Genomic DNA, 25,237 nt, shown 5'->3' on the forward strand with positions numbered 1-25,237 from the left:
ATTTTCAGTGCACTTCTAGGGGACCGGTTCGACCGGCTGGAGGCGGAGACCGGCCTCGACTACTGGGGTGTCCGTACCGGGTACCAAACTCGGCGGCTACCCGGGCTGGACGCAGGAGCCTGACTGCCTTGACTGCCCGAAGTGCGACAACCCCATGGAACACCTGCTCACCGTCGCCAGCTGGGAGTACGGCGCATGGACCAGCCGGGTCGGGCGGAGACTGTCGAAGTGCGCCAAGCAGAGCTGCGGCGCCCCCGGTGACGCTCGGTGCGCTCGCTGATCGCGAGGTGGCAGGCCAGGCCGCCGGCCGCACCGGGCGCGACCGTTCCCAGCTCGGCGTCGGCGGTGTGGTGGGATGAGGGGCATGACTGAGGACATGGTCTCGGTGCAGGAGCTGGCTGCGCTGGTGGACGGGCTGCGGTGGGACCGGCGCCGCCACCCCTACGACGGGCGGGGCGAGTACCACGCCACCGCCTACCAGGTGCTCGAGGCGGCCACTGCCCTGGTCGACGACGGCCGGGCCGAGGCGATCACGCGTACGCTGCGGACCGCGGTGGACCGGGTCACCCGCGCACTTATGTACCTGGACGACTCCTCCGGCATCGTCGGCGACGTCCTGCAAGAGCTGATCGACCTCTACGCCCGCGCACTGGGCCAAGCCCCGCCCGCCAACCCGAAGACACTGGCGTCCTGGCTGGTCAAGGCGCAGTTCGACGGGCCCGGCTGGCCCCGCATCCACCTGAGCGCCTTCGCCCCCGCCCTGGGTGAACGGGGCATCGCCGAGATCGCCGCCCAGGTCGAGGAGCGGGCCGTAGCTGGCGACCCGGACTCGTTCAGCACCCAGTACTCGGTACGCGACTTCCGGGAGCAGCTCGCCGAGCTCACCGGCGACGTCGACCACTACATCGCCGTCCTCGCCGAGGACTTGAGGAGCCCCGAGCAGTACCGCAAGATCACCCAGACGCTCGCAGCCGCCGACCGGGCGGCCGAGGCCGTCACCTGGGCCCAGCGCGGGCTGACCCACCACCCCACCAACCCCTACAGCGAAAAGCTCCGCGACCTGCTGGTCGACCTCCACCTGGACGCGGGCGCGCCCACCGCCGCCCTCGAGGTGCGCCTCGCCGAGTTCTCCCGCCACCCCGTCGCCGCCACCTTCCGCTCCCTGGCCACCACCTGCCAACGCGTGAGCGACACCGCACCCCTGGCCCCCGCCCTGGACGAACTGCGCGCCCGAGCCGCCGCCGACCCGCGCCGCCTGGGCGAACTGGTCCAGGCCCTCACCACAGCGGGCCTCGGCGAAGAAGCGTGGCCCACCGCCGCCGCCCACCCCCAACAGGTAGGGCCACACCTGCTCCACTCCCTCATCAAGGAACGCGAGCCCGCGCATCCCTCCGACGTCCTGGCCCCCTACCGCTACCTCATCCAGGCCCAGCTCTCCGACACCAGCAAGTACCGCTACGACCGCGCCGTCAAACTGCTACGCCGCCTGCGCGCCGCACACACCGCAGCCGGCGACCCCGACGGCTTCACCCGCTACCTCACCGAACTCCGCACCGAGCACAAGCGCAAGACAGCCTTCCTCGCCAAACTCCACAAGGCCGGCCTGACCCCCTGACACCCCGCCCGGAACAGCTCCCCGGACCGCGCAGGTCGGCCGCCGAAGCGCCACCTGCGCCATCCCACAAGGCGCGTCCGCCTCGCCGTCCCCGGAGCGGACGACGAGGAGGCCGTGCGGCGTCCTGGGGTCAGCGTTCCCAGGCGGTGGTGAGAGCGGCGACCGGGTCGGTTTCGGCCGGGGCGCACGGCCACCAGTCGCCGTTCTCGTTCCGGTACGGGTACCAGCGGCCGTCCGGGCCGAGGCGGAGTTGGAGGCCGGTGTCCCCGAGGGTGAGGCGGTTGCGCCAGGCCCGCAGCGGTGTGGCGCCTGTCTCGGGTGCCATGTCCGCGAGCGCCTCGGCCACCACGGTGCGGGCCGAGGCCATGACGGCCGGGTCGGCGGGGCCGGGCTCCTCGGCGACGGTCATCCCGACCGCGCCGCCGTGGCGCCAGGCTCGGGTGAGCCGGGCGAGCTCCATGGGGCGCAACCCGGTACCGGCCTGCAGTGCGTGGAGCCATCCGGGATCGCGTTGAGAGGCGGTGAGACGTACCGCGTCCTGGCGCTGGGCCAGCGCCAGCCAGGAGCGGTCTCCGGCGAGGAGCGTTCGGGCGCGCGCGGCGGTGTCGGCGGCGAGCCGTTCGAGATCGGCGCGGGTGAGCCCCAAGGCGGCGGGGGGATCGACCGGCAGACGGGTTTCCGCAGGTCTCGCCGCCGACCGGAGCTCGGGCAGGCGCGGCTCCGGCAGGCTGGGCTGCTGCTCGGCCCAGCGCGCGTACGCCGCGGCTGCCGGGACGCCGATCGGGGCCTCCTGAGCGGCCGGCCGCTCGCTCGTCCGGCGCTCGCGCAGCGCGGCGAAGACCTGCTCGCGGTCGCGCCCTCGCAGGGCGAAGAGCACGAAGGGATCGTCGTCGATGCGGGCGGCGATCGCGTAGCACAGTGCGGCGGCGTGCTTGCACGGGTAGCCCCAGTCGGGGCAGGAGCACTCGGGGTCCAGCTCGGCGGGCCCGGGCAGCAACGGCACGCCCGCGGCGCGCGTGTCCTCGACCAGCTCGGCCGGCATCTCACCGTCCAGCAGCGCTGCCACGTGCCCGGCCCGCGCGGCGATCGCGGCGAGCAGGGTTTCCCACTGACCGTCCCTCAGCACGGGAACGTGCACGGAGGAGCGGTACGGCCGCGGCCGGCTGCCCTGCACCGGGGCCTTGATCTGCCCGGGTGCGACCACGACCGCGCCGACCATGCCCTTGCGAGCGTAGGTGCGGCCTCGGGCCAGGCGACCGGAGTCGAGGGTGGAGTCCTCCAGCGCGGTCACCCACGCCTGGCCCCACCAGGTGGCGGCGAACGCGCGGGCGCCACGGGTAGGCGCGCGGCGGGCCGACGTCATGACTGCCTCCTCAGGGACACCAGTTCGGCCAGGTCGTCGTCGCCCAGTTCGGTCAGCGCCACCTCGCCGGAGCCGACCACGGCCTCGGCCAGGGCTCGCTTGCTCTCCAGCAGCCGGGCCACCTTGTCCTCCACGGTGCCCTCGGCGACCAGTTTGTGGACCTGCACCGGCCGGTCCTGTCCGATCCGGTAGGCACGGTCGGTGGCCTGGTCCTCGACCGCCGGGTTCCACCATCGGTCATAGTGCACCACGTGGGTCGCGCGGGTGAGGTTGAGCCCGGTACCGGCCGCCTTGAGCGACAGCAGGAAGACCGGATTGTCTCCCGCCTGGAACGCGGCCACCATCTCCTCGCGCCGGGCCACCGGGGTGCCGCCGTGCAGGTACAGCGGTGCCGTCCCGCGCTGCGTGAGATGACGTTCGATCAGTTTCGCCATCTGCGTGTACTGGGTGAAGACCAGTACCGACTCGCCCTCGGCGAGGATCGTGTCGAGCAGTTCGTCGAGGATGTCCAGCTTGCCGGAGCGTCCGTTGAGTGGTCCGGTCTGGCGCAGGTACTGCGCGGGATGGTTGCAGATCTGCTTGAGCGCGGTGAGCAGCTTGAGCACCAGGCCGCGGCGGGCGATCCCTTCGGTCTCGCGGATGCGTTCCATGGTCTCGCGCACCACGGCCTCGTACAGCGAGGCCTGTTCGGTGCTGAGCTGGACGATCCGCTCGGTCTCGGTCTTCGGCGGCAGCTCGGGGGCGATGCCGGGGTCGGTCTTCTTGCGGCGCAGCAGGAAGGGCCGCACCAGGCGGGAGAGCCGCTCGGTTGCTCCCGGGTCCTCGCCGGACTCCACCGGCCGTGCGTGGCGTTCGCGGAAGCTGGGCAGTGAGCCGAGCAGCCCCGGCGTGGTCCAGTCCAGCAGTGCCCACAGCTCGGAGAGGTTGTTCTCGACCGGGGTGCCGGTGAGCGCGACGCGGGCTCGGGTCGGCAGGGCGCGCAGTTGGCGAGCAGTGGTGCTGTAGGGGTTCTTGACGTGCTGGGCCTCGTCGGCGGCGACCAGCCCCCAGTCGGCCTCGGCCAGGCGCTCCCGGTCCCGGCGCAACACCCCGTACGTGACCAGCACGATCTCGTCGTCGGCCAGGTCCTCCAGGTGCCGTCCGCCGCCGTGGTACCGGCGCACGGGAGTATCGGGTGCGAACTTCTCCGCCTCGCGCTGCCAGTTGCCGAGCAGGGAGGCGGGGCAGACCACCAGGGTCGGTCCGGCCGTCCCGGGGTCGGCCTGACGGTGCAGGTGCAGGGCGAGGAGGGTGATGGTCTTGCCGAGCCCCATGTCGTCGGCGAGGCAACCGCCCAGCCCCAGCTCGCACATCTGCGCAAGCCAGGCCAGGCCCCGGCGCTGATAGTCGCGCAGCGTGGCCTTGAGCCCCGGTGGCTGCTCGACCGTCGTCCTGGCTTCGGGGTCGCGGATTCGGGTCACCAACTCGCCGAGCGCGCCCACCGCCGCGCAGGGAACGGGCTCGCCCTCCAGCTCGGTTTCCCCGGTCAAAGCCGCGGTGAGCGCGTCCATCGGGCTGAGCGGTTCCATCCGCCGGCGCTTCGCACGGGCCACCAGGCGCGGATCGGCGATCACCCACTGGTCGCGCAGCCGGATCAGCGGACGGCGCGCCTCGGCCAGGGCGTCCATCTCGGCCTCGGTCAACTCCTCGCCACCGAGCGAGATCTGCCAGCTGAAGTCGAGCAGCGAGTCCGCGTCGAGCAGGCCGCCGACCGTGCTGCCCGGGGCGGTGTGCTGCCCGATCACCGCCTGCGCGGTGAGTGCCTTGACCAGCTCGCGCGGCCAATGCACGGCGATGCCGACCGCGCCCAGTGTGTCGGTGGCATCTCCCAGCAGCTCAAGCGCCTCGTCGTCGGTCAACCGCAACTGGTCGGGCGCGGCGTCCTGGAGCATCCGGCCCAGCGGTGCCCAGGCACGGGCGCCGCGCCGCAGTGCCAGCAGCATCTCGGTCTCGGCGCGCGGGCCGAGCAGCCGCTGGACCGTCGAAGGATCGGCCCAGGCCTGGCCCGCTTCGACCACCAGGGCGGGGTCCTGGGCGGTGTGGAGCTGGAGCACGGCACGGAACTGCTTTCGGCGGCCCTCGGGTGGGTCGACCCGCAGCGACACCGATACCTCGGCGGCGAGCGAGGCCTCCAGTTCCTCGGCCCAGGAGCGCAGTTGGGGCAGCGGGCGGACTTCCCGCCAGGCATAGGGGAGTTCACCGACTGCGAGCGGCGCGGCCGGCGTGCGGGCCAGTGTGTCGGCCACCGCGTCGCAGAAGGCTCGCAGTAGCGGGGCCGGCTCGGCGATGTGCAGCGGCGCGGGTCCCGGCTGCGGCAGGCAGTGGGCGTGCGGGGGGAAGGCGGCGGCCAACTCGTCCAGGGCCCGTCGGTGCCCGGCATCGTACGGTCCGGCCCGCCAGGTGTCGTACCCCTCGGGGCTGAGGCCCGGATAGAGGCGGCCGTCGCCGAGCAGTGCCAGGGCGAATAGCGCGGTGCCGGCCCACGCGCGGACGGAGGGGTGACGGTGGCCGTGGTCGGCGGTCAGCAGCGCGGGCAGCGCCACGGCGACCTCGACCGCGAAGCCCGGGACGGCGCGGCGGCGTACCGAGCGTCCGTGCGGCAGCACCAGCTCGACCGGGCGTGCGTCGACGCCGACAGCGGGCTGCGCCCCCGCGGCGGCCTGGACGCCGGCGGGCCGCCACAGGAACAACCGTCCATGACGGCCTACTTCCTCGGCCAAGAAAACGGCGGCCCACCCACCGTCGAGCAGCCCGGTGGTCCACGAAACGGCCTCCGGAGCTGCCAGCGGCGGCAAGGCCCGTTGCCTCGGCACCTTGACTGTCACCCGAGCCATACCGGTCACGTCCCTCCTGCTCCGTGGCGTGTCACCGGCGACCCGGCCTTGTCGGCGAGGCACGCAGGCGCTCGGCCGGCATCCTGTCGACGGCGCGCAGCACTTCATCCGTCCGGCGCACACGTCAGCGAGGGCGGGACGCCTGCTGCGGACATGCTCGCCGGCCGCCGGGAACAGCGCGGCGGCGCAGTTCGCCACCCTGGTGCGCCGCCGCACGTGTCGCGCCATGTCTCCGTGTCCCCCCACCCGCTCGGAGAACATCCTGACGGCTGAGCCGACGCCATGACAAACCACTCGGGGATCCTGAACGCCGTCGCCTCCCGCCGCGGAGTGGACGCCACACGGTGCGTGCCCTCCTCTCGTGGATGACGCAGCCGCCTGTCGCCAGAAGGTGGGGCCGGCCGCCGGGTGCTCAGCGGGCCGTCCAGCCCACTCGAACGGGTGAAACCGAGCTGCACTCCTTGCGCGCCGCCATCCGCAGCGAGCACCATATCTCCAGTGGGACTGTGGCTGACCGCAGTGAATCCCACTATGACAGTGCCAGTTGCCCGCGCAGCAGCGGCATGTGCGTATGGGTCGACACACCCCTCGGACACTTCGATACGTATATGAAAATACGCGGGTCGTGACTCCATAGTCACGGTCCGCTTTTTCATGTCCTAGACCAGGTTCAGGCCGAAGCCCTCGTAGATCGGCGCCTTGCGTTCGGTTCCGCCTGGAGGAGCCGATCGGTGAGGTCGCCCAGGCCTGTGATCATGTGGGGCTCGGAAAGTCGCTGGTTCCGGGCCCGGTGGGGGCGGTGCTCGTTGTAGTGCCTCTGGTAGGCGTCCAAGACCAGCCGAGCATAAGCCTCGTTCATGATCAGGACGTGGTCGAGCACCTCGCGCCGGATACTGCCGATCACCCGTTCGCAGTGGGCGATCATCCGGGGAGCCCGTGGCGCACTCTTGATCACGTTCATGTCGTCGGCTTCGAAGACAGCGTCGAACGACGGCCCGTACTTCGCGTCGCGGTCGCGCAGCAGAAAGCGCAGCGAGTCGATGCGCATGCCGAGGTCGGTGGCGACGTTGCGGGCCTGCTGCACGGCCCACTCCCGGGTGGGACGGGCAGTGACGCCGGCGATGTGCAGACGCCGGGTGCCGTGTTCGAGGAACGCCAGCGCGTACAACCGACGTCCCATCACCGTGTCGAGATGGAAGAAGTCGACGGCGACGATGCCCTCGGCCTGGGCCGTGAGGAAGTCGCGCCAGGTCGGGCCGGTGCGCCGTGGGGCCGAGTCGATACCGGCCGCGTGGAGGATCTCCCATACCGTGGATGCGGCGATCGGACGCCCAAGGCGGGCCAGCTCGCCCTGGATCCGCCGGCGTCCCCACCCCGCGTTCTCCCTCGCCAGCCGCCGGACCAGCTTCTTGAGCGCCGTCGTGGTCGGCGGTCGCCCAGTCCGGGTTCGCCTGGCACTGTAGTCCCACTTCGCCGCGATGAACCTGCGGTGCCAGGCCAGCGGCGTGCCAGGCGCTACCGGGAAGACCTCGCGCCACTGGTGACGGGATATCAGCCCCGACAGTGCAGCCAGCCAGAGCCGGTCCGCCGACTCGTAGCGCACCGGGCCGGCGAGCTGGCGGCGCAGCACCGCGTTCTCGTGCCGGAGCACGAGCAGCTCGGCATTGGAATTCCGATGGCACCCCGGTCTGTTGGTCGACGGGGCCAGGATGCAGGTCCCGTTCCTGGCCGACCTGGTGTCCCTGGTGGACCCGACCAGCCCGTGGTCGTTCCTCAACTACCTGCGGAGCCGGCAGCGGCTCTTCCCGTTCTACTTCGCCGAGCGGTTCCACCTGCCGCGCCGCGAATACGAGCACTACTGCAGTTGGGCAGCCGAACGCCTGCCCAACTGCCGCTTCGGTGCCCCGGTCAGCGCCGTGCACTGGGACGCCGCCGAGCAGTTGTTCCGCGTCACCGCCGACGGCCGGGAGTTCGCCGCCCGCAATCTGGTAGTCGGCGTCGGCACCGAGCCGTACCGGCCGCCCGCGTTCGCCACCCTGGCCGGCCACCCCCGGGTCTGGCACTGCGGCCAGTACCTCGACCGTCGCTCAGCCCTGGCCGGGCCCCAGGACATCACGGTGCTGGGCTCCGGCCAGTCCGGCGCCGAGGTCTTCCTCGACCTGCTGCGCACCCGCTCCGGTGACGACACCCGGCTGCGCTGGCTCACCCGCACGCGCGGTCGCCCCGATGGAGTACTCCAAGCTCGGGCTGGAGCACTTCACCCCTGACTGCACCCGTTACTTCCACCAGCTGCCCGCCGCTGTGCGCGACCGCCTGGTCGGTGAGCAGTGGCAGTTGTACAGGGCGGCCAGCGCCGACACCCTCGCCGAGATCCACGACCACCTCTACCAGAGCACCGTCGGTCGGCCGATCGACGCCGAACCGGTCGAGATCGTCCCCGGCGTCGCGGTGGTCGCTGCGACCGCTGAAACTCGCGCAGAGCGTGGCGAAGGTGGCGTTCGTTCCGGATCAAGGTCCGGTCCGGGACTTCGTGGCGGCAGGTCTGCGCCCAGCGCTCCGTGATGGAGTTCATCCTCGGTATGCGGATATCGGTCGGCCTCACGCGATCTCGAACTCGGGTGGCTGGAGGCCTGCGAGGCATTCCGTGTTCGGCGCGCTCGGATCGTCGAAGAACGATCTGGTGATGGACTGCGCACACGGCGAGTCGGCGAACACCACATGGGCCACGTAAGGGACCGTGAGCTCGATGGACCGGCTCAGCGTCCGGGCGGCGTACGGCCCGTTGCTCGGTGCCGTCTGGGCGTCGAACCCGCCGGACAGGACGAGCGAGGGGATGTCGCTGTGCGTCACGTCCCGGACCGAGCGCGGCGCCGCGGGGACGTCCCAGGCGCGGCAGTCCGCATGCAGCCAGGCGAGTGCCGGAGCGTTGGCCACCACCGAGTCGGGGAACGACGGGAAGGCGCGCCGACCCGCCTCGAAGATCTCCTCCTCGCTCTCGTAGGGGGTCCACTCGCTGCAGAAGACGCCGTAGGCGAGGCCGTGGGCGAGCCTGCCGAAGGCCTGCGGGCTGAGCTTGCCGCCCGCCCACTGCTCGGCGATCCGCTGCGGGTTGCCGTGGGCCAGCTCGTCGATGGAGCGGGGCACGCCGGCCGCCAGGTGGGTGGCGGCGAGCAGCCAGTTCACCAGGACGCCGCCGTCCAGCACGACCTTCACCGGATCCGGGTGGCCCGGGACGGTGACGGTGGTGGTGACCGGTCGGGCCTCGAGTTCGCTGACGAGACGCTCGAAGGTGGCTTCGAGGTCCGGGTAGCGGTCGTTGCAGGCGGTCTGCTGGGCGCAGGCGTCGAACAGGCCGTCGAAGCCCTCCCGTGCGGCTTTCCAGGTCACAGCCCCGCCGGCCAGGGAAGGTGGCAGGACGCCGTCGATGCCGACGGACCGGATGCCTTCCGGGTGCAGGCGCATGTAGAGCAGGGCCAGGTCGGTGCCGTAGGAGATGCCGAAGACGTTCCACTGCTCGAGGCACAGCGCTTCGCGCAGGTCAGCGTAGTCGGCGGCGCTCTCGGTGCTGTTGTACGCGCTGAGGTCGGCCCCGTGGCCGGCCAGCTGGTCCCGGCAGGCGCGGGTGGCCTCGACGTGCAGGCGCCCGGTGGACGGTGCCCCGTACACGAGGCCTAGCGAGTCCGCGTTGAACTGGTCGATGTTCAGGCAGGTGAGTGCCGGGTCGGCCGAGTAGGTCCCCCGCTGGGACATGAAGATCACGTCCCGGTCGCGGTTCAGGCTGCCGTTGAGCGCCAGCTGGATCTCGGACACCGCGTCGTCGCCGGGGCCTCCGGCGAACCACACGATCGGGTCGGGTGCCGGGTGGCTGGTGGCGGCCGGCACGATCTCGACGCCGAGGGTGATGGTGCGCCCGTCGTGCCGGGAACGGTTCTCGGGCACGGTGAGGGTTCCGCAGCGGGCTCCCTCGATCGGGGGCCGCCGGGTCCGCCGTCCTCGGGCAGGTGCCCGGCTCGAAGTGGGCACGGCCCGTCGTCCGGGCGACCGTGCCGAGCGGCGCTCGCGCGCCGGGCCCGGCTGCGGACACGGCCTGGGCGGGCAGTGCGGCGAGGCCGACGACGAGGCAGCCGGCGACGGCCCCGGCCAGCGCGGCGCGGAGCCCTCGCGCGGTGCGGCGGCGGTGGAGCGAGGCAATGGACATCTACTCGGTTTCCCTTTCGGGGGCGTTTTCGGGGGCGTTTTCGGGGGCGATGGTGAAGGGCGCGGGCGCGAGATCCGTCACGCAGGTGCGATCGGGCGAGGTCGGACGGTCGAGGAAGGAGGCCAGGACCGTCTGCGCGCAGCACGACTGCGGGACAACCCAGTGGCCGATGCCCGGAATCCGCACGGTGGTCGAGCGGGACAGCGTCCGGGCCGCGTACTGGCCCCAGCTCGCCCCGGTCTTCGAGTCGAAGGTTCCGGAGATGACGAGCGCCGGCACGTCGCTGACGGTGTCCACGCGCTGGACGGACGTGCGGTCAGGGACGTTCCAGACCCGGCACACGTCGTACTCGAAGGGAAGCTGCGGCGCCTGGGCCAGCACCGTGTCCGGAAATCCGGGGAAGTTGCGGCGCCCCACCTCCAGCACCTCGGCCTGCGAATAGCCCGGCACCCACTCGCTGCAGGCCACCGACTCCTTCAGCCCGTAGCCGAACTCGCCGATGACGGGCGCCGCGCCCGCGGCACGGGCCCGCGCGAAGCGCTCCGGCCGCCCGTGAGCGAGTTCGTCGAGCGCCGTGGGGAGGTCGACGAACGGGATGGCCTTGGCGACGACCAGATCCATCAGCGCACCCCCGTCGAGGACGACCTTCACCGGGTTCCCGCCGCCCGGCGGCTGCGCCATCACCGTCAGGGGGTGCGCCTCCAGCCGTCGGACCTGCTCCGTCAGCGTCTGCGGGAGGTCGGGGTATCGGCGCTTGCAGTCGGCCTGCGCCTCGCACGCGGCGAAGACCGCGTCCAGCCCCTCCCGGGCGCTGTCCCAGGTCCACGGCAGGTTGACGACCTTCGGGGGCGCGACCGAGTCGATCGCCACCGAGCGGATCCCCTGTGGGTGCAGGCGCAGGTAGGTGAGGGCGAGGTCGGTGCCGTAGGAGTACCCGTAGACGTTCCACCGGTCGATGTCCAGCGCCCTGCGGAGGTCGGCGAAGTCGGCGGCGTTCTCCGTGGTGTTGTAGGCGCTCAGTTCGACCCCGTCGGCCGTCAGACGGTCCCGGCACTCCTTCGTCGCCCGCACCAGGAGCTCCCCGGTCGAGGGCGCGTCGAAGGGCAGCCCCACGGCCTGCGCGTAGAACCGGTCGATCTCCGGGCACGCGAGGTTCGGCTCCGAATGGAGGTTGCCGCGCTGGGCCATGACGATCAGATCGCGGTCCCGGTTGACGCCGGCTGCGACCAGGAACGGGATGTTCCCGAACGCGTCGCCCCCGGGACCCCCCTCCATGAACACCACCGGATCCTCGGCTGGTGTCGCCGATGCCGCCGGGATGATCGCGACGGCCAGCCGGATGGTCCGACCGCCGTGGTGAGCGCGGTCCTCGGGCACTTCCAGGAAGCCGCAGCGCCCTGGGACCGGCTCGGCCGTCGGCGGGCACAAGCCGGGCACGAACCGCGCCGAAGACCCCGAGAGGGTCGCGCGGACGCCCGGTGACAGCGCACTGCTCGGCGTCGGACCGACCGCCCCGAGAAGCGCCAGAGCGGCTGCGGCGAGCGCCACCGCGGTGAGTGCCCTCCGGCCCCGCGCCCGTCTTCGTCCGGATCTGCCGTTCCCTCGAACGGACGCAAGGCGAGCCGGGCTGACGCCCCGTGCCATCATTCCTGATCCCGTCTCTCTCACACCTCTGGAGGGGACAGCGGCCACGTGGAGCCGTCCTGCCTCGCACGCTTCCTGGGTGACGCACAGCCAGCCTGGGTCCGCGGAGAGACGTCCACCACCCGTGGGCTCCACTCGGAGCAGGCCGGCATCACCCCCGCGGCCCGCACCTGCATCCGCCGCACGGACGGGCGTGGCGAGCGGTCCTGCGTGCGCGGGCGCGGCTGTCGCGGGAGCGGGGCGACAGGTCGGGGCACAGCCCACTGGCGAAGGCCGCAACGCCATACCCACCCGACCACACCGACAGCTGACGAACTTGCGGTTGCCGTGAAGCTGCCACGCCGCGGGGGATGCTGTTCCTGGCTGGGTTCACGGTCTGGTCACCCAGACGGGATGGCCACCGGCTGAAACGGGCCGTGCGCGCGTACGCACCCGCGCTCGACCGGTCGAACAACTCGGCCGCAGACCGGGCCAGGAGCGCGTTGGCCCGCTGTTAGGCCGCGGTGAGGCCCCCCGGCAAGGCTGTGCGTGCTGAGGAGTCGGCTCTCCCCACCTGCCGGGGATCGCGAGTCGAGTCCAGGAAGAGGAAACCCGACATGACAGCACCACCGAACACCCCGATCGGCCCGACGGCGCTCGTCAGCCACCGGTTCGCAGACGTCGACGGCGTGCGCGTCTTCTACCGGGAGGCCGGCCCACGGGACGCGCCCACGCTGCTCCTGCTGCTCCTGCTGCTCCTGCTGCTCCTGCTGCACGGATTCCCCTCGGCCTCCCACCAGTTCCGCAGACTGATCGATGCTCTTGGGGGCTGTGTGATGTTGTGATCAATCTGCGGGTTCCGCCCCCGCTCCGGGGCGGAGCCCGGTAGGACTGTTTGACGTGACGCGCAGGCAACTCACCGACAAGCAGTGGAGTTTGATCGAGCCTTATCTGTGTCAACGGCCTTGAAGTTCTCCCCGTAGGCGGCCACGGAGTCTTCCCCAACGGCGGCCAGTTATCTCCCCGCCGTGGATGGTGCTCGGGTCAGCTGAAGGGCTTCACCCCCTGCCCGGAGGTGGCCTGGGTGAGGCGGAAGCTGTCACCCTGGGTGACGACGATGTGGGCGTGGTGCATGAGTCGGTCGACGGTGGCCGTGGCCAGGGTCTTCGGCATGATCTACCCGAACGACGGCACCGGAAAGCTCGGCAACTCCGTCCCGCTGCTGCCTCCGGGGTCCTGGCCCAGCACCCTGGACAGCACGGCCCCGCTGAAAGCCCTGGACGTCACCACCGGCAAGGTGTTCGGCGGCCCGAACTCCGATGTGGTGATCCGCTGGAGTGACGGCAGCATCACCGCGAGCCGGATCACCCGTGCCGCGGACGGCAGCTACTCGGTCAGCACTCCCGCCACGCTCGAGCCGGCCGGGTTCGCCATGCCGAACGCCGTGGTCGATGTCACCGCGGGCAACTTCAGCCGGGACGGCAAGGACGACATCGTCCTGCACTGGATCAACCAGCACGACGGCACCAGGGCTCCGGGTGCCGGCCAGACGGAGTTCCTGCCTTCCACCGGCGCCGCCCCGGTCATGTTCGGCGCGCCCGGCGTCTTGAAGCACGCCTCGCCCGGCGTCTGGACCAACACCACCGATGTGCTGGCCGCCGACGTCGACAACGACGGCAAGACCGATCTGATCACCCGTCAGTCTCCCGGCGCGACCATCCTGTCCCACGGCAGTGGCAACGGCCAGTTCGGCCCCGGCCAGGAGCTCGGGGGCCCGCCCGTGCTGATCGGGGGCGTGCAGCGCCACGCCTTCGACTGGGCGAGCACTCTGACGGTCGGCAAGTTCGCCGCCGACGGCTCGCTGGGCCTGCTGGCGCGCGACAAGAGCAGCGGCAACGCCGGCATCTTCCCGGTCAGTACCCAACCGCTCGCCGCCCCCACGGGCGTCCCGGGCCTGTCCACCGCCAACTGGCAGAACGCCCTCGACGTGGTGGCCGGCCACTTCTTCGGCGGCCCGCTCTCCGACCTGGTCATCCGCTACGCCGACGGGTCGGTCGTCCTCTACCGGAACACCGGTGGCGCCTTCGGGGACCCCGTCACGGTCCGCGCGACCGGTGGTTGGACCGACGCGAAGACCATCACGGCCGGCGACTTCAACGGGGACGGCAAGGACGACCTGCTGGTCCGCTGGACCGCTGGACCGCTGGACCGCTGGACCGCTGGCAGCGTGTTCCTCTACCCCGGTAACGGCAACCCCAACGACACCACCACCCATGGCTTCGGCGGCTCGATCCCGGTCAGGGCGGCCGGTGACCTGTCGGACGTGATGGACGTGGCCCAGGGCACCGTCTACGGCCCCACCCAGGGCGCGAAGATGTTCTATCACTGGGCCGATGGCAGTCTGCTGGTCGACGGCAACGGCACCGCCAACCTGGGCAACCCCCTCCCGTCCATCGTCAGCGGCCCCGACGCGCGGTTCACCCTGCGCTCCTCGGACGACCGCGGCCGGGTCGCCTCCTTCGAGTACACACTGGACGGCGCATCCCCGGCCGTCAGCCTCGACGCGTTCCACAACACTCTCGACATCCAGCTGCACGGCCTGACAGCGGGACCACACACCCTGTCCGTGGTGGCCGTCGACTCCTCGGGCAACCGCTCGGCGGCGACCTCCTACGGCTTCACCGACTCCTGACAGCAGCCCAGACCCGAGCGGGCGTCGCTGCCCCGGCCAGTGACACCGGGGCAGCGACGCCCGCACGCGCGCAAGGGAGCTCCAAGGTCAGGCATGCCTCGACGGCGACGCCGGGAGACATCGACGTACGGTGCGGTCATCGAGCAGCATGGTGGTGCCGCCGCCCGGGGTCTCCTCGACCTCCAGGGTGCCGCCCATCGCCTCCGCCAGGCCCCGGGAGAGCGCGAGGCCGAGACCGGGGCCGATGGTGTTGTCGTTGTCGCCCAGGCGCTGGAACGGCAGGAGGATGTTCTCGAGTTCGCTCTGGTCCTCGCGCGAGAACTCCACGTCGGGGCTGCGCAGCGAGCCGATCGAGGCCAGCGCCGCGGCCAGCGGGGTGCGCAGGTCGTGGCTGACGGCGGCCAGCAGCGCGGTGCGCATCTTGTCGGCGGCCTTGATCGGCTCGATCTCGGCGGCCACCGTGGCGAGCCGGTCCCGTTCCAGGGTGGATGCCAGGTGGCCGGCGAAGGCGGCGAGCACGCGCTGGTCGGCGGCCGGCAGGCGGCGGCCGGTGAGGACCAGGACCGCTCGCGAGTTGACGGGGACTTCGCTGACGCGGTCACGTCTGCGGTGGGCCTCGTCCAGCATCCGGTAGGTCTTCCCGACGCCGGGAGCCGAACCGAGGTAGACCCTCAGCCGTCCCCGGCCCTTCGGCGAGCCGGGCGTGAGGTCACGGGACATGGGCGCTGCTCTTTCCTGCGAGAGAGGCCGGACATGAAGGAGGGTCAGTCGACGCACGGACGGCCGACCGACCCGGGGGCGGGGAGTCACTCCTCGCGCCCGGGTCGGTGCGGTCATGCGTGCGGTTGGTGCGGCGTCGTCACCGCTGCTCGCTCAGCGCCTTGTTGAGGAGCACGACGTTGACGCCGGCCTGCCCGAGGAACCCGAGCGAGCGGCCCTCGGTGTACTTGTCAACCAGCTGGTCGACGGTGTCGGCGGACAGGTTGCGGGTCTTGGCGACCCGGGCGACCTGCTCCTTGGCGTAGGCCGCCGAGATGTGCGGGTCCAGGCCGGAGCCGGAAGCCGTGATCGCGTCGACCGGCACGGTGGCCGGGTCCACCCCGTCGAAGGCGGCGATCGCAGCCCGGTTGTCGTTCACGGCCTTGAGCAGGTCATCGCTGTTCGGGCCGAGGTTGCCGGCGGCAGAGCCGTGCGGGTCGTACTTCGCGGCCGAGGGGCGCGGCTGGAACCACCTGGGGTCCGGCTGGGCCTGCTCGTTCGGGTCGTCCGGGTTCTTCTTCGGCAGGTTGAAGTTCTGGCCCAGCAGGCTGGAGCCGACCTCCTTGCCGTCCGACGTCACGATCGAGCCGTTGGCCTTGTCGGCGAAGGCGAGCTGGCTCAGGCCGGTGACCAGCAGCGGGTAGGCGATCCCCAGGATCGCCGTCATCACCAGCAGCAGGCGCAGGGCCGTCCAGTGGGTGCGCACGGAGGCGGGCAGGGGCTTGGACATGGGACTCTCTCCTCCTCTCCGGTGCTCAGCGCAGGCCGGGGATGAACTGGACGATCAGGTCGATCGCCTTGATGCCGACGAACGGCACGATCAGACCGCCGACGCCGTAGACCAGGATGTTCCGGGTCAGCAGTGAACTGGCTTCGGCAGGGCGGTACTTGACGCCGCGCAGGGCGAGCGGGATGAGGCCGACGATGACCAGGGCGTTGAAGACGATCGCCGAGGTGATCGCCGAGGTCGGGCTGTGCAGACCCATGATGTTGAGGTGCTTCAGACCCGGGTACACGCCGGCGAACATGGCGGGGATGATCGCGAAGTACTTCGCGACGTCGTTGGCGATGGAGAAGGTGGTCAGCGCGCCGCGGGTGATCAGGAGCTGCTTGCCGATCTCGACGATCTCGATCAGCTTGGTGGGATTGGAGTCCAGGTCGACCATGTTGCCGGCCTCCTTGGCCGCCATGGTGCCCGTGTTCATCGCCACGCCCACGTCGGCCTGGGCCAAGGCGGGGGCGTCGTTGGTGCCGTCGCCGGTCATCGCGACCAGCTTGCCGCCCTCCTGCTCCCTCTTGATCAGGGCCATCTTGTCCTCGGGGGTGGCCTCGGCGAGGAAGTCGTCCACACCGGCCTCGTCCGCGATCGCCTTGGCGGTCAGCGGGTTGTCGCCCGTGATCATGATGGTCTTGATGCCCATCCGGCGCAGCTCGTCGAACCGCTCCCGCATGCCCTCCTTGACCACGTCCTTGAGGTAGATCACCCCCAGCACCTTCGCGGGGGCGGCGGCGACCTTGGTGGCGACGACCAGCGGGGTGCCGCCGGCCGCGGAGATGCCGTCGACCAGCTGCGCCACGTCGGCGCCGACCGAACCGCCGTTCGCGCTCACCCAGTTGGACACCGATCCGGCCGCGCCCTTGCGCACCTGGTGCAGACCGTCGGCCTCCGCCAGGTCCACCCCCGACATCCGGGTCTGCGCGGTGAACGGCACCCAGGTCGCGTGCGCCAGCTCACCCTGCTCCCGGGCGCGCAGGCCGTACTCGGTCTTGGCGAGGACGACGATCGAGCGGCCCTCGGGCGTCTCGTCCGCGAGCGAGGAGAGCTGGGCGGCGTCGGCGAGCTCGTCCCGGGACACGCCCTGTGCGGGCTGGAACTCGGCGGCCTGGCGGTTGCCCAGGGTGATGGTGCCGGTCTTGTCCAGCAGCAGGGTGTTGACGTCGCCCGCCGCCTCGACCGCCCGGCCGGACATGGCGAGCACGTTGCGCTGCACCAGGCGGTCCATGCCGGCGATGCCGATCGCCGAGAGCAGCGCCCCGATCGTGGTCGGAATCAGCGCCACGATCAGCGCGACCAGCACGATCATCGTCTGCGGCGCACCGGCGAAGGTCGCCATCGGCTGCAGGGTGACCACCGCGACCAGGAACACGATCGTGAGGGAGGCCAGCAGGATGTTCAGCGCGATCTCGTTCGGAGTCTTCTGCCGGGCCGCGCCCTCGACCAGGGCGATCATCCGGTCGATGAAGGACTTGCCGGGCTCGGTGGCGATCCGCACCACGATCCGGTCGGAGAGCACCTTGGTGCCACCGGTCACGGCCGAGCGGTCGCCGCCCGACTCGCGGATCACCGGCGCGGACTCACCCGTGATCGCCGACTCGTCGACCGAGGCGACGCCCTCGACCACGTCGCCGTCACCGGGGATGACCTGCCCGGCCTCGACCACCACGTGGTCGCCCAGCCGCAGCGCGGTGCCCGGGACCTCCTCCTCGGCCTGCGAGGCGGGCCAGTTGACGAGGCGTCGGGCCACCGACTCGGTCTTGGCCCTGCGCAGCGTGTCGGCCTGCGCCTTCCCGCGGCCCTCGGCCACGGCCTCGGCCAGGTTGGCGAAGACCGTGGTCAGCCAGAGCCAGGCGGTGATGGCCCAGGCGAAGACCGAGGGATGGGCGATCGCGGAGACGGTGGTGACCACCGAGCCGATCTCGACCACGAACATGACCGGGTTCCTGACCATGATCCGCGGGTCGAGCTTCTTCACCGCGTCCGGCAGCGAGGCCAGGATCAGCTCGGGGTCGAGCCGACCCGCCGAGGCTCTGCGCGGTTTCTGCGCGCCCGCCCCGGGAACGGGGGCGGGAGTGAGAGTGGTGGACATCAGTGCAGACCTTCCGCGATCGGCCCGAGCGCGAGAGCCGGGAAGTAGGTGAGGCCGACGACGATCAGGACGACGCCCGACAGCAGACCGACGAAGAGCGGCTTGTGGGTGGGCAGCGTGCCGGCCGACGCGGGCACCGGCTGCTGCTTGGCCAGCGACCCGGCCAGGGCCAGGACGAAGATCATCGGCAGGAAGCGGCCGAAGGCCATCGCCAGACCCAGCGCCGTGTCGTACCACGGGGTGTTCACGGTGAGGCCCGCGAACGCCGACCCGTTGTTGTTGGCCGCCGAGGTGAACGCGTACAGCACCTCGGAGAAGCCGTGCGGACCGGAGTTGAGCATCCCCGCCCGCTCGCCCGGCAGCGCCGTCGCGATGCCGGTGCCGATCAGCACGATCGCCGGGGTGGTCAGGATGTAGAGCGAGGCGAACTTCATCTCTCGGCCGCCGAGCTTCTTGCCCAGGTACTCCGGGGTGCGCCCGACCATCAGGCCGGCCACGAAGACCGCCACGATCGCCAGGATCAGCATGCCGTACAGGCCCGAGCCGGTGCCGCCGGGCGCGATCTCGCCCAACATCATGTTGAAGATCGTGATGCCGCCGCCGAACGGCGTGAACGAGTCGTGGAAGGAGTTGACCGCACCGGTGGAGGTCAGCGTCGTGGAGGCTGCGAAGAGCGAGCTGGCCGCGATGCCGAAGCGCTGCTCCTTGCCCTCCATCGCCCCGCCCGCCGCCTGGAGCGCGCTACCGGAGTGGTGGGACTCGGCGAGCGTGATCAGGGCTGCCGAAGCCACCCAGAACAGGCCCATCACGGCCACGATCGCGTAGCCCTGCCGGTTGTCGCCGACCATCCTGCCGAAGGTGCGCGGCAGCGAGAAGGAGATCACCAGCAGCAGGAAGATCTCCAGCCAGTTGGTGAACCCGGTCGGGTTCTCGAACGGGTGCGCCGAGTTGGCGTTGAAGAAGCCGCCGCCGTTGGTGCCCAGCTCCTTGATCGCTTCCTGCGAGGCCACCGGACCGCCCGGGATCCCCTCGGTGCCGCCGCCCAGGGCGGCAATGTCGTGGAAGCCGTGGAAGTTCTGCACCACGCCGTTGGCCACCAGGACCAGCGCGAAGACGATCGAGACCGGCAGCAGCAGGCGCAGGCAGATCCGGGTCACATCGACCCAGAAGTTGCCCACCCGGTCGGTCTTCGACCGGGTGAAGCCGCGGATCAGGGTGGCGACCACCGCGATGCCGACGGCCGCGGAGACGAAGTTCTGCACCGCCAGGCCGGCCATCTGGACCAGGTGGCCCATCGCCGACTCACCCGAGTACGACTGCCAGTTGGTGTTGGTCGTGAACGAGACCGCGGTGTTCCAGGCCTGGTGCGGCGACATCTGCGGCACGCCCAGGCTCAGCAGCAGGTGGTTCTGCAGCCGGATGAAGCCGTACAGGAACAGCACCGAGGCGACCGAGAAGGCCAGCACGGAGCGCAGGTAGGCGGTCCACCGCTGGTAGGCGTCGCCGTCGACGCCGACCACCTTGTAGAGGCAGCGCTCGGCTCTCCAGTGCTTGGCCGAAGTCAGCAGGTGGGCGATGTAGTCGCCCAGCGGGCGGTAGCACAGGGCCAGCGCGCCGACCAGCGCGAGGGCCTGCAGCCACCCGGCGAGAGTGGAGCTCATGTCAGAACTTCTCCGGGTAGATCAGCGCGACGACCAGGTAACCGATCAGTGCGACGGCGACGACGAGACCTGCGATGTTCTCGGCGCTCACAGCTTCTCCACCCCCCGCGCGATCAGGGCGAGGACGGCGAACACGGCGACCGTGACACCGACGAAGACGAGGTCCAGCATGGGTTCCACCAACTGGTTCAGGGGCCTGGCTGCGGCTTCCGCAGCACCGGTGGAAGACCGGCGCCAGAAGCAAATCAGCCGGTCACGGCAGGTCAGCCCCTCCTGACACCCTCCATACGGATCGCCCCGATTCGTTGACGCGACCCTGATGTCGCCGTTGCGCATCCGAGATCCCCGGTCGGCGAGCTTGGCCAGGCGTCGCTGCTGACCAGGCAGGGCATCCAGTGCGGATCAGCGGGCGATCGAGACCGCGAAGGGCGCGAATCCGGTGGACCGGATGACGTGCGGGACGAAGAGGATCGCGGCCTCCGTGGCGCGGGCGGTCCGGATCCCGCCGAGGTCGGTGATCCACTCCCGTCGCCAGCCGAGGTCGGTGAGCAGTTCGTGGACGGTCTGCTTGGCCTGCGGGTCGTCGCCGGAGAGGAACGCGGTCGGTGACTGCGTGAGCGTGGCCGGCGCGGTCATCACCGGGAAGAGCATGGTGTTGAGTGTCTTGACGACGCGCGTTTCCGGGAGCGCGTCCTGGAGTTGCTCGGCGAGGCTCGAGCCGGGGTAGACCAGGTCGGCGGGCAGTCCGTCCGGTCCGTCGGTGGTGGCGTTGGAGACGTCGACGAGGATCCTGCCGCGCAGTTCCTCGCGCAGGGCGGCGAGCCGCTCCAGCGAGCCGGTGCCCGGGGTGGCGTTGATGACGATCCGGGCGGTCCGGGCGGCGTCCGCGGCAGCGCCCGGCGCGCGGTCCGCCACGGTGACCTCGTGCCCTGCTCGGGCGAGGGCCGCGGCCAGGTTGCCGCCGACGCGGCCGTTTCCGAGAACTGCGATCGTGGTCATGGCGCTGTGGTCCTTTACGTGGGTGCGGGTTGTGGTGCGCGGTGCGGGTTGTGGTGCGCGGTGCGGGTGGTGGTGCGCGGTGCGGGTGGTGGTGCGCGGTCAGTCAGCGTGAGAGCGTGGCGACGGCCTGCGCGTGGACGCCGCCCGCGGCGGCCAGGAAGCCTTCGCTCTGCGGGGTCCAGGGGCGGCCCTGGGCGTCGGAGATCCGTCCGCCGGCCTCGGTGACGAGCAGTGCGCCGGGGAGTAGGTCCGCTCGGGCGCCGGCGAACTGCCAGAAGGCGTCGATCCGGCCGGCGGCCACGTCCAGCAGGTGCAGGGTCGCGGGCACGGCGGCGCGCACGACGAGCGCGTCGAAGAGCATCGCCGTGATCGAGGAGCCGACGCGCCGCACGACCTTCTCGTCCTCGTCGGGCCGGGCCTGGCTGGTGGCCACGATGCTCAGGCCGAGGTCCGCAGTGGTGGAGACGTGCAGCGGTCGGCCGTCGAGGTGGGCGCCCGCGCCGGTGAGCGCGGTGTAGGTCTCGCCGGTCAACGGCAGGTGGACCGCGGTGAGCACCGGCTGGTTGTCGCGCACCAGGGTGGCGGTCACCGCCCACTCCGGCAGGGCGTGCAGGTGGTTGACGTTGCCTTCGGCCGGATCCACGACCCACCATTCGCCGGCCGGCAGCGCCCCACCGTCCAGCTCGTCCTCCACCCAGCCGGCGTCCGGGCGCAGGCTCGTCAGGCGGGGGCGCAGGATGTCCAGGGCCGCCTCGTCGTTGGCGGCGAGCGCGCGCATCAGCTCTTCGCGGGTCTCGTAGCGGACCACCCCGCCGAAGCGCTCACGCAACGCCGAGCCGGCCGCCCGCACCGCGATCGCGGTCTGGGCGAGCAGCTCGGCGTCGGAGGCGGGGACGTCAGTGACCATAAGGGTTTCGGACATGGTGAACTCCGTTGTGATCAGGGGGAGATGAGGCTGCCAAGGCCGAACTGTGCTTTCTGTTCGGCGCTCTGGTATCGACGGTATCCAGCCCGATGATTAACTTCAAATGCATGTAAAGCACGGCTAGAGTTACTCACATGCAATTGGATTTGAACCTGCTGGCCGCACTCGACGCGCTGCTGGAGGAGGGCAGTGTGGCCGGGGCCGCCGCACGCCTGCACGTCACCGCCCCCGCGATGAGCCGCAGCCTGGGGCGGATCCGACGCACGACGGGGGATCAGATCCTGGTGCGCACCGGCCGCACGATGACCCCGACGCCGTACGCGATCGCCGTCCGGGCACAGGTGCACGAGCTGCTGCACCAGGTCCAGGGGGTGCTGGCGCCGAGCCGTGAACTCGATCTGGCAACGTTGGAGCGCACCTTCACCCTCCGCTGGCACGATTCGCTGGTCGCTCTGTGCGGCCCCGCACTGCTCTCGGCCGTGCGCGAGCAGTCGCCGGGCGTGCGATTGCGCTTCGTCGCGGAATCGAGCATCGCCACCCCCGAGTTGCGGCGCGGCGAGGTGGACCTGGAGGCGAACGCCAACCGCCCGGGCGCACCCGACATCCGGGCCGAGAAGGTGGGTGAGACCCGCCTGGTCGTCGTCGTGCGGCAGGGGCACCCCCTCACCCGTGTCGGAACCGTCACCGCCGCGCAGTACGCCGCCGGTGAGCACATCACCGTCTCGCGTCGTGGCAGCCTCGGCAATGCCCTCGACGACGCCCTCGACCAACTCGGCCTCACCCGCCGCGTGGTGGCGACCGCGCCCACCGAAGCTGCCGCGCTGGAGTTCGCGCGCGGCTCCGATCTCCTGATCTGCGTCCCCGAGGCCACCACGCGCTCCGCGGTCGCCGACCTCGGCCTCGTCGTACTCCCCCTCCCGCTCGAACTGCCGTCGGCGCCGGTGTACCTGTCCTGGCATCAGCGCTACGACACCGACCACGCCCACGCCTGGCTGCGCGCTCTGGCGCGAACCGCGCTGGCCACCGCCGGAGCGTCGGCGTAGTCGGCGCGCCTCACACGTCGACCGAGGCCGCCTGGCAACCGAGGGCACACCAGGGCATCAGCGGCATTCCACTGACCGCGCGACGGCCCGGGTGACCGGAAACCGATCCGCAATGCCGCCGAAACCGCAGGCGACGCCGCTGCTCCGATAGTGGCCGAATGACGACGCCCCCCACTACCGGAGAGGCGGCGGCCGCCACTTCGCGCGCCGCCGAGATCGCCGCGTACGGCGACCAGATCCTCGCCGTCGAACCCACCGGCATCCAGCCCGTCCCGGCCGAGGCCCGGCACGGCAAGCCGCTCGGCCTGCTGTGGACCTGGACCTCACCCAACATGGAGTTCGCCACCGCCTTCGTCGGCGTACTCGCCGTCGGCATCCTCGGCCTCGGGTTCTGGCCCGCCGTGCTGGCGTTGGTCCTGGGCACCGCGCTCGGAGCGCTCGCCCACGGCTTCCTCGGCCTGGTCGGCCCGCGCTTCGGAGTGACCCAGATGGTCGCCGGCCGCTCCGCCTTCGGCTTCTCGGGCAACGCGCTGCCCGCCGTGCTCAACGCGCTCACAGCCGGCATCGGCTGGTTCGCGGTCAACAGCGTCAGCGCCGCGTACGCGCTGAACACCCTGCTGGACTGGCCGCTGCTGCTCTGCCTGTTCGTGGTGGTGATCCTTCAGGTCGCCGTCGCCTATCTCGGCCACAACTTCGTGCACACCGCCGAGAAGTTCACCTTCCCGGTACTGACCCTGGTCTTCGTGGGCGCCGCCGTGGTCATCCTCGGCCGCTCCCACCCGGGCTCCGCGACCGGCGCGCACGCCGCCCCCGGCGCGTTCTGGCTCGCCGCGGGCGCCGCCTTCGGCTACGCCGCCGGTTGGAACCCGTACGCCGCGGACTACACCCGCTACCTCCCCACCGCCACCGTGCGATGGAAGACCGCCTTGTGGCCGGCGCTCGGCGTCTTCGCCTCCTGCGTCTTTCTGGAGATCATCGGCGCGGCCTCCTCGACCGTGCTGATCCCGGACGGCATCGCGTCCAAGCTCTCCCTCACCGGAGCGTTCACCTACTCCCTCCCCGGCTGGCTGGCCGACCTCACCCTGCTCGCCATCGCGCTGGGCGGAATCGCCGCCAACGCGCTGAACATCTACTCGGGGTCGCTCTCCTTCGTCGCGATCGGCCGGGGGCTGCCGGCCCGGCTCAACCGCGCTCTGGTCGCCCTGGTCTTCGGCGTCGTCGGCACCCTGGTCGCCTGGAGCGGGCTGAGCAACTCCGGTACCAAGTACGAGAACTTCCTGCTCGTCATCAGCTACTGGATCGGCCCCTGGCTGGGCGTCACCTTCCTGGACCGCTACCTCAGCCGCGCCCGCTCCGATCCGGACACCGCCGCGCTGCTCCAGGACACCGCGTACCGCAACCTGGCTGCGCCGATCGCGATGGCCGTGGGTACGGCGCTCGGCGTCTGGCTCTTCTCCAACCAGACGGACTACGTCGGACTGGTCGCCAAGCAGTACCCGGGCATCGGCGACCTCGCCTTCGCGGCGGGCTTCACCATCGCCGCGCTGCTCTACCTGGCGCTGAGCCGGGTGCCCGGTCTCGGCCGGACGCCGGCGACCGGCGCGCCCGTTGCCGTCGCCGGCTGAATCGGTGGACAGTGGGCTCATGGCCGAGCTGCCCCTTCCTGCCGAGCTGCTGTCCGTCGCCCTCGCGGAGGCCCGTCTGGGTCTGCGCGAGGGCGGTGTCCCGATCGGCGCCGCGCTCTTCGGCGCGGACGGGGAACTGCTGGGACGCGGCCACAACCGCCGTGTCCAGGACGGCGACCCGTCCACGCACGCGGAGACCGCCGCCTTCCGGGCGGCGGGCCGACTGCGCGGATACGGCCGGACCACGATGGTCACCACGCTGTCGCCCTGCTGGTACTGCTCCGGCCTGGTCCGGCAGTTCGGCATCGGGCAGGTGGTCATCGGGGAGGCGAGGACCTTCCAGGGCGGCCACGACTGGCTCGCCGAACAAGGGGTACGGATCACCGTCCTCGACGACGCCGAATGCATCGCACTGATGCGGGAGTTCATCGCCACCCGGCCCGACCTCTGGTACGAGGACATCGGTGAGTGATCCCGTGCCTGTTCTTTGGAGCACCATGTCCTCTCGCATCCCCGTGATCGACCTCGCCCCCTGGCTCTCCGGTGACCCGGCGGCGCGGGCCGCTACCGCCGCCGCCGTGGACACCGCGCTCAGCCGGGCCGGCTTCCTGCTGATCACCGGACACGGCGTCGGCGTCGAGATCCGCGAGGAGGTGCGGCAGGCCGCCTGCGCGTTCTTCGCACTGCCGGCGGAGGTCAAGCAGCGCTACGCGGTGAGCGTCGGCGGCCGCGGCTGGCTGGCCAAGGGCGCCGAGGCCAACGGCTACTCCGAGGGCACCGCGACCCCGCCGGATCTCAAGGAGTCCTGGACGGTCGGCGCGGACCAGCCGATCGGCGACGCCGAAATCGACGACTTCTGGTTCCAGCCGAACCGCTGGCCGCAGGTCGAAGTACCGCAGCTGCAGCCGGTCGTGGAGGACTACCTGGCTCGGATGCGCTCCGTCGCGGACGAGGTGCTCCGGCTGCTCGCCACCGCGCTGGGCCAGGACGCGGA

Annotated in this window: 20 protein-coding genes and 2 pseudogenes; 8 read left to right on the forward strand and 14 right to left on the reverse strand. The window is 71.2% G+C overall.

All coding sequences use genetic code 11. From position 1 onward, the window contains the following. Window positions 1–364 precede the first annotated feature (364 nt). Window positions 365–1,615 carry a DUF6880 family protein gene (locus tag C7C46_RS28920; RefSeq protein ID WP_110672887.1) on the forward strand — a complete coding sequence of 417 codons (1,251 nt, stop codon included), beginning with the start codon at window positions 365–367 and terminating at the stop codon, window positions 1,613–1,615. 130 nt (window positions 1,616–1,745) lie between these two features. On the opposite strand, the gene C7C46_RS28925 is transcribed toward C7C46_RS28920, so the two are convergent. From C7C46_RS28925 to C7C46_RS28935, 3 genes are all read right to left on the reverse strand, one after another. Beyond that, on the reverse strand, window positions 1,746–2,978 hold the full coding sequence (locus tag C7C46_RS28925) for an SWIM zinc finger family protein (protein ID WP_245985115.1): 1,233 nt from the start codon (window positions 2,976–2,978) through the stop codon (window positions 1,746–1,748). After that, a complete protein-coding gene (locus C7C46_RS28930) occupies window positions 2,975–5,851 on the reverse strand; it encodes a DEAD/DEAH box helicase (RefSeq protein WP_110672888.1) in 2,877 nt (958 codons plus the stop codon). The genes C7C46_RS28925 and C7C46_RS28930 overlap by 4 nt, the downstream gene beginning before the upstream one ends. A gap of 670 nt (window positions 5,852–6,521) precedes the next feature. Then, window positions 6,522–7,502: an integrase core domain-containing protein gene (locus tag C7C46_RS28935; protein WP_342775445.1), complete on the reverse strand. Its 981-nt coding sequence runs from the start codon at window positions 7,500–7,502 to the stop codon at window positions 6,522–6,524. 58 nt (window positions 7,503–7,560) lie between these two features. On the opposite strand from C7C46_RS28935, the pseudogene C7C46_RS28940 reads away from it, so the two are divergent. Beyond that, window positions 7,561–8,413 (forward strand): annotated as a pseudogene (locus C7C46_RS28940) (SidA/IucD/PvdA family monooxygenase). A 36-nt stretch (window positions 8,414–8,449) separates the two neighbouring features. Here C7C46_RS28940 and C7C46_RS28945 read toward each other — a convergent pair. Further along, the gene (locus C7C46_RS28945) at window positions 8,450–9,790 is read right to left on the reverse strand and encodes an alpha/beta fold hydrolase (RefSeq protein ID WP_245985118.1); all 1,341 of its coding nucleotides are present in this window, start codon (window positions 9,788–9,790) and stop codon (window positions 8,450–8,452) included. Window positions 9,791–10,049: 259 nt separating this feature from the next. Beyond that, window positions 10,050–11,597, reverse strand: coding sequence for an alpha/beta fold hydrolase (locus C7C46_RS28950; protein WP_245985121.1), 1,548 nt, complete (start codon window positions 11,595–11,597; stop codon window positions 10,050–10,052). A 692-nt stretch (window positions 11,598–12,289) separates the two neighbouring features. Between C7C46_RS28950 and C7C46_RS28955 the strand changes: the two genes are divergently transcribed. Then, complete coding sequence (locus C7C46_RS28955; protein ID WP_425470137.1) at window positions 12,290–12,517, forward strand: hypothetical protein; 228 nt, start codon at window positions 12,290–12,292, stop codon at window positions 12,515–12,517. Window positions 12,518–12,716: 199 nt separating this feature from the next. Here C7C46_RS28955 and C7C46_RS28960 read toward each other — a convergent pair. Beyond that, a pseudogene (locus C7C46_RS28960) lies at window positions 12,717–12,848 on the reverse strand (ATP-binding protein); the annotation flags it as partial. A gap of 409 nt (window positions 12,849–13,257) precedes the next feature. Between C7C46_RS28960 and C7C46_RS28965 the strand changes: the two are divergent. After that, a complete protein-coding gene (locus tag C7C46_RS28965) occupies window positions 13,258–14,364 on the forward strand; it encodes an FG-GAP repeat domain-containing protein (RefSeq protein WP_245985128.1) in 1,107 nt (368 codons plus the stop codon). An 87-nt stretch (window positions 14,365–14,451) separates the two neighbouring features. Here C7C46_RS28965 and C7C46_RS36885 read toward each other — a convergent pair whose 3' ends face one another. The 8 genes from C7C46_RS36885 to C7C46_RS29000 all read right to left on the reverse strand — a co-directional run bounded on the left by C7C46_RS36885 (window position 14,452) and on the right by C7C46_RS29000 (window position 21,572). Beyond that, window positions 14,452–15,084, reverse strand: coding sequence for an ATP-binding protein (locus C7C46_RS36885; protein ID WP_425470138.1), 633 nt, complete (start codon window positions 15,082–15,084; stop codon window positions 14,452–14,454). 139 nt (window positions 15,085–15,223) lie between these two features. After that, on the reverse strand, window positions 15,224–15,853 hold the full coding sequence (gene kdpC, locus C7C46_RS28975) for a K(+)-transporting ATPase subunit C (RefSeq protein ID WP_110672891.1): 630 nt from the start codon (window positions 15,851–15,853) through the stop codon (window positions 15,224–15,226). Window positions 15,854–15,878: 25 nt separating this feature from the next. Beyond that, entirely contained in the window at window positions 15,879–17,990 is a 2,112-nt protein-coding gene (gene kdpB / locus C7C46_RS28980; RefSeq protein ID WP_110672892.1) for a potassium-transporting ATPase subunit KdpB, read from the reverse strand. Further along, window positions 17,990–19,651 (reverse strand): potassium-transporting ATPase subunit KdpA, encoded by a 1,662-nt coding sequence (kdpA, locus tag C7C46_RS28985; RefSeq protein ID WP_110672893.1) that lies wholly within the window; start codon window positions 19,649–19,651, stop codon window positions 17,990–17,992. The genes kdpB and kdpA overlap by 1 nt, the downstream gene beginning before the upstream one ends. Before the next feature lies 1 nt (window position 19,652). Next, window positions 19,653–19,742, reverse strand: a complete 90-nt coding sequence (gene kdpF, locus C7C46_RS28990; protein WP_110672894.1) for a K(+)-transporting ATPase subunit F — start codon at window positions 19,740–19,742, stop codon at window positions 19,653–19,655. Beyond that, window positions 19,739–19,987 (reverse strand): hypothetical protein, encoded by a 249-nt coding sequence (locus C7C46_RS34475; protein WP_146259245.1) that lies wholly within the window; start codon window positions 19,985–19,987, stop codon window positions 19,739–19,741. Before C7C46_RS34475 ends, kdpF begins: the two co-directional genes overlap by 4 nt. A 66-nt stretch (window positions 19,988–20,053) precedes the next feature. After that, window positions 20,054–20,650: an NADPH-dependent F420 reductase gene (locus C7C46_RS28995; protein ID WP_110672895.1), complete on the reverse strand. Its 597-nt coding sequence runs from the start codon at window positions 20,648–20,650 to the stop codon at window positions 20,054–20,056. Between the two features lie 103 nt (window positions 20,651–20,753). After that, window positions 20,754–21,572 carry a 3'(2'),5'-bisphosphate nucleotidase CysQ gene (locus C7C46_RS29000; RefSeq protein WP_110672896.1) on the reverse strand — a complete coding sequence of 273 codons (819 nt, stop codon included), beginning with the start codon at window positions 21,570–21,572 and terminating at the stop codon, window positions 20,754–20,756. A 137-nt stretch (window positions 21,573–21,709) separates the two neighbouring features. Here C7C46_RS29000 and C7C46_RS29005 point away from each other — a divergent pair, with 137 nt between their 5' ends. The 4 genes from C7C46_RS29005 to C7C46_RS29020 form a co-directional block, all read left to right on the forward strand. Continuing rightward, window positions 21,710–22,618, forward strand: a complete 909-nt coding sequence (locus C7C46_RS29005; protein WP_110672897.1) for a LysR family transcriptional regulator — start codon at window positions 21,710–21,712, stop codon at window positions 22,616–22,618. 158 nt (window positions 22,619–22,776) lie between these two features. Then, window positions 22,777–24,243, forward strand: coding sequence for a purine-cytosine permease family protein (locus C7C46_RS29010; protein WP_110672898.1), 1,467 nt, complete (start codon window positions 22,777–22,779; stop codon window positions 24,241–24,243). A 19-nt stretch (window positions 24,244–24,262) separates the two neighbouring features. Beyond that, window positions 24,263–24,715: a nucleoside deaminase gene (locus tag C7C46_RS29015; protein WP_110672899.1), complete on the forward strand. Its 453-nt coding sequence runs from the start codon at window positions 24,263–24,265 to the stop codon at window positions 24,713–24,715. A 25-nt stretch (window positions 24,716–24,740) separates the two neighbouring features. Next, the coding region (locus tag C7C46_RS29020) for a 2-oxoglutarate and iron-dependent oxygenase domain-containing protein (RefSeq protein ID WP_146259247.1) at window positions 24,741–25,237 on the forward strand (497 nt) is incomplete at its 3' end.

Origin of the sequence: Streptomyces tateyamensis (assembly GCF_003205575.1) — a bacterium.
GTDB lineage: Bacteria > Actinomycetota > Actinomycetes > Streptomycetales > Streptomycetaceae > Kitasatospora > Kitasatospora tateyamensis.

Excerpts from the sequence above, each read along its gene's own strand:
- C7C46_RS28920 (WP_110672887.1), top strand. The coding sequence starts at position 365 with ATGACTGAGGACATGGTCTCGGTGCAGGAGCTGGCTGCGCTGGTGGAC.
- C7C46_RS28925 (WP_245985115.1), bottom strand. The coding sequence starts at position 2,978 with ATGACGTCGGCCCGCCGCGCGCCTACCCGTGGCGCCCGCGCGTTCGCC.
- C7C46_RS28930 (WP_110672888.1), bottom strand. The coding sequence starts at position 5,851 with ATGGCTCGGGTGACAGTCAAGGTGCCGAGGCAACGGGCCTTGCCGCCG.
- C7C46_RS28955 (WP_425470137.1), top strand. The coding sequence starts at position 12,290 with ATGACAGCACCACCGAACACCCCGATCGGCCCGACGGCGCTCGTCAGC.
- C7C46_RS28965 (WP_245985128.1), top strand. The coding sequence starts at position 13,258 with ATGTTCGGCGCGCCCGGCGTCTTGAAGCACGCCTCGCCCGGCGTCTGG.
- C7C46_RS36885 (WP_425470138.1), bottom strand. The coding sequence starts at position 15,084 with ATGTCCCGTGACCTCACGCCCGGCTCGCCGAAGGGCCGGGGACGGCTG.
- kdpC (WP_110672891.1), bottom strand. The coding sequence starts at position 15,853 with ATGTCCAAGCCCCTGCCCGCCTCCGTGCGCACCCACTGGACGGCCCTG.
- kdpB (WP_110672892.1), bottom strand. The coding sequence starts at position 17,990 with ATGTCCACCACTCTCACTCCCGCCCCCGTTCCCGGGGCGGGCGCGCAG.
- kdpA (WP_110672893.1), bottom strand. The coding sequence starts at position 19,651 with ATGAGCTCCACTCTCGCCGGGTGGCTGCAGGCCCTCGCGCTGGTCGGC.
- C7C46_RS34475 (WP_146259245.1), bottom strand. The coding sequence starts at position 19,987 with ATGCGCAACGGCGACATCAGGGTCGCGTCAACGAATCGGGGCGATCCG.
- C7C46_RS28995 (WP_110672895.1), bottom strand. The coding sequence starts at position 20,650 with ATGACCACGATCGCAGTTCTCGGAAACGGCCGCGTCGGCGGCAACCTG.
- C7C46_RS29000 (WP_110672896.1), bottom strand. The coding sequence starts at position 21,572 with ATGTCCGAAACCCTTATGGTCACTGACGTCCCCGCCTCCGACGCCGAG.
- C7C46_RS29005 (WP_110672897.1), top strand. The coding sequence starts at position 21,710 with ATGCAATTGGATTTGAACCTGCTGGCCGCACTCGACGCGCTGCTGGAG.
- C7C46_RS29010 (WP_110672898.1), top strand. The coding sequence starts at position 22,777 with ATGACGACGCCCCCCACTACCGGAGAGGCGGCGGCCGCCACTTCGCGC.
- C7C46_RS29015 (WP_110672899.1), top strand. The coding sequence starts at position 24,263 with ATGGCCGAGCTGCCCCTTCCTGCCGAGCTGCTGTCCGTCGCCCTCGCG.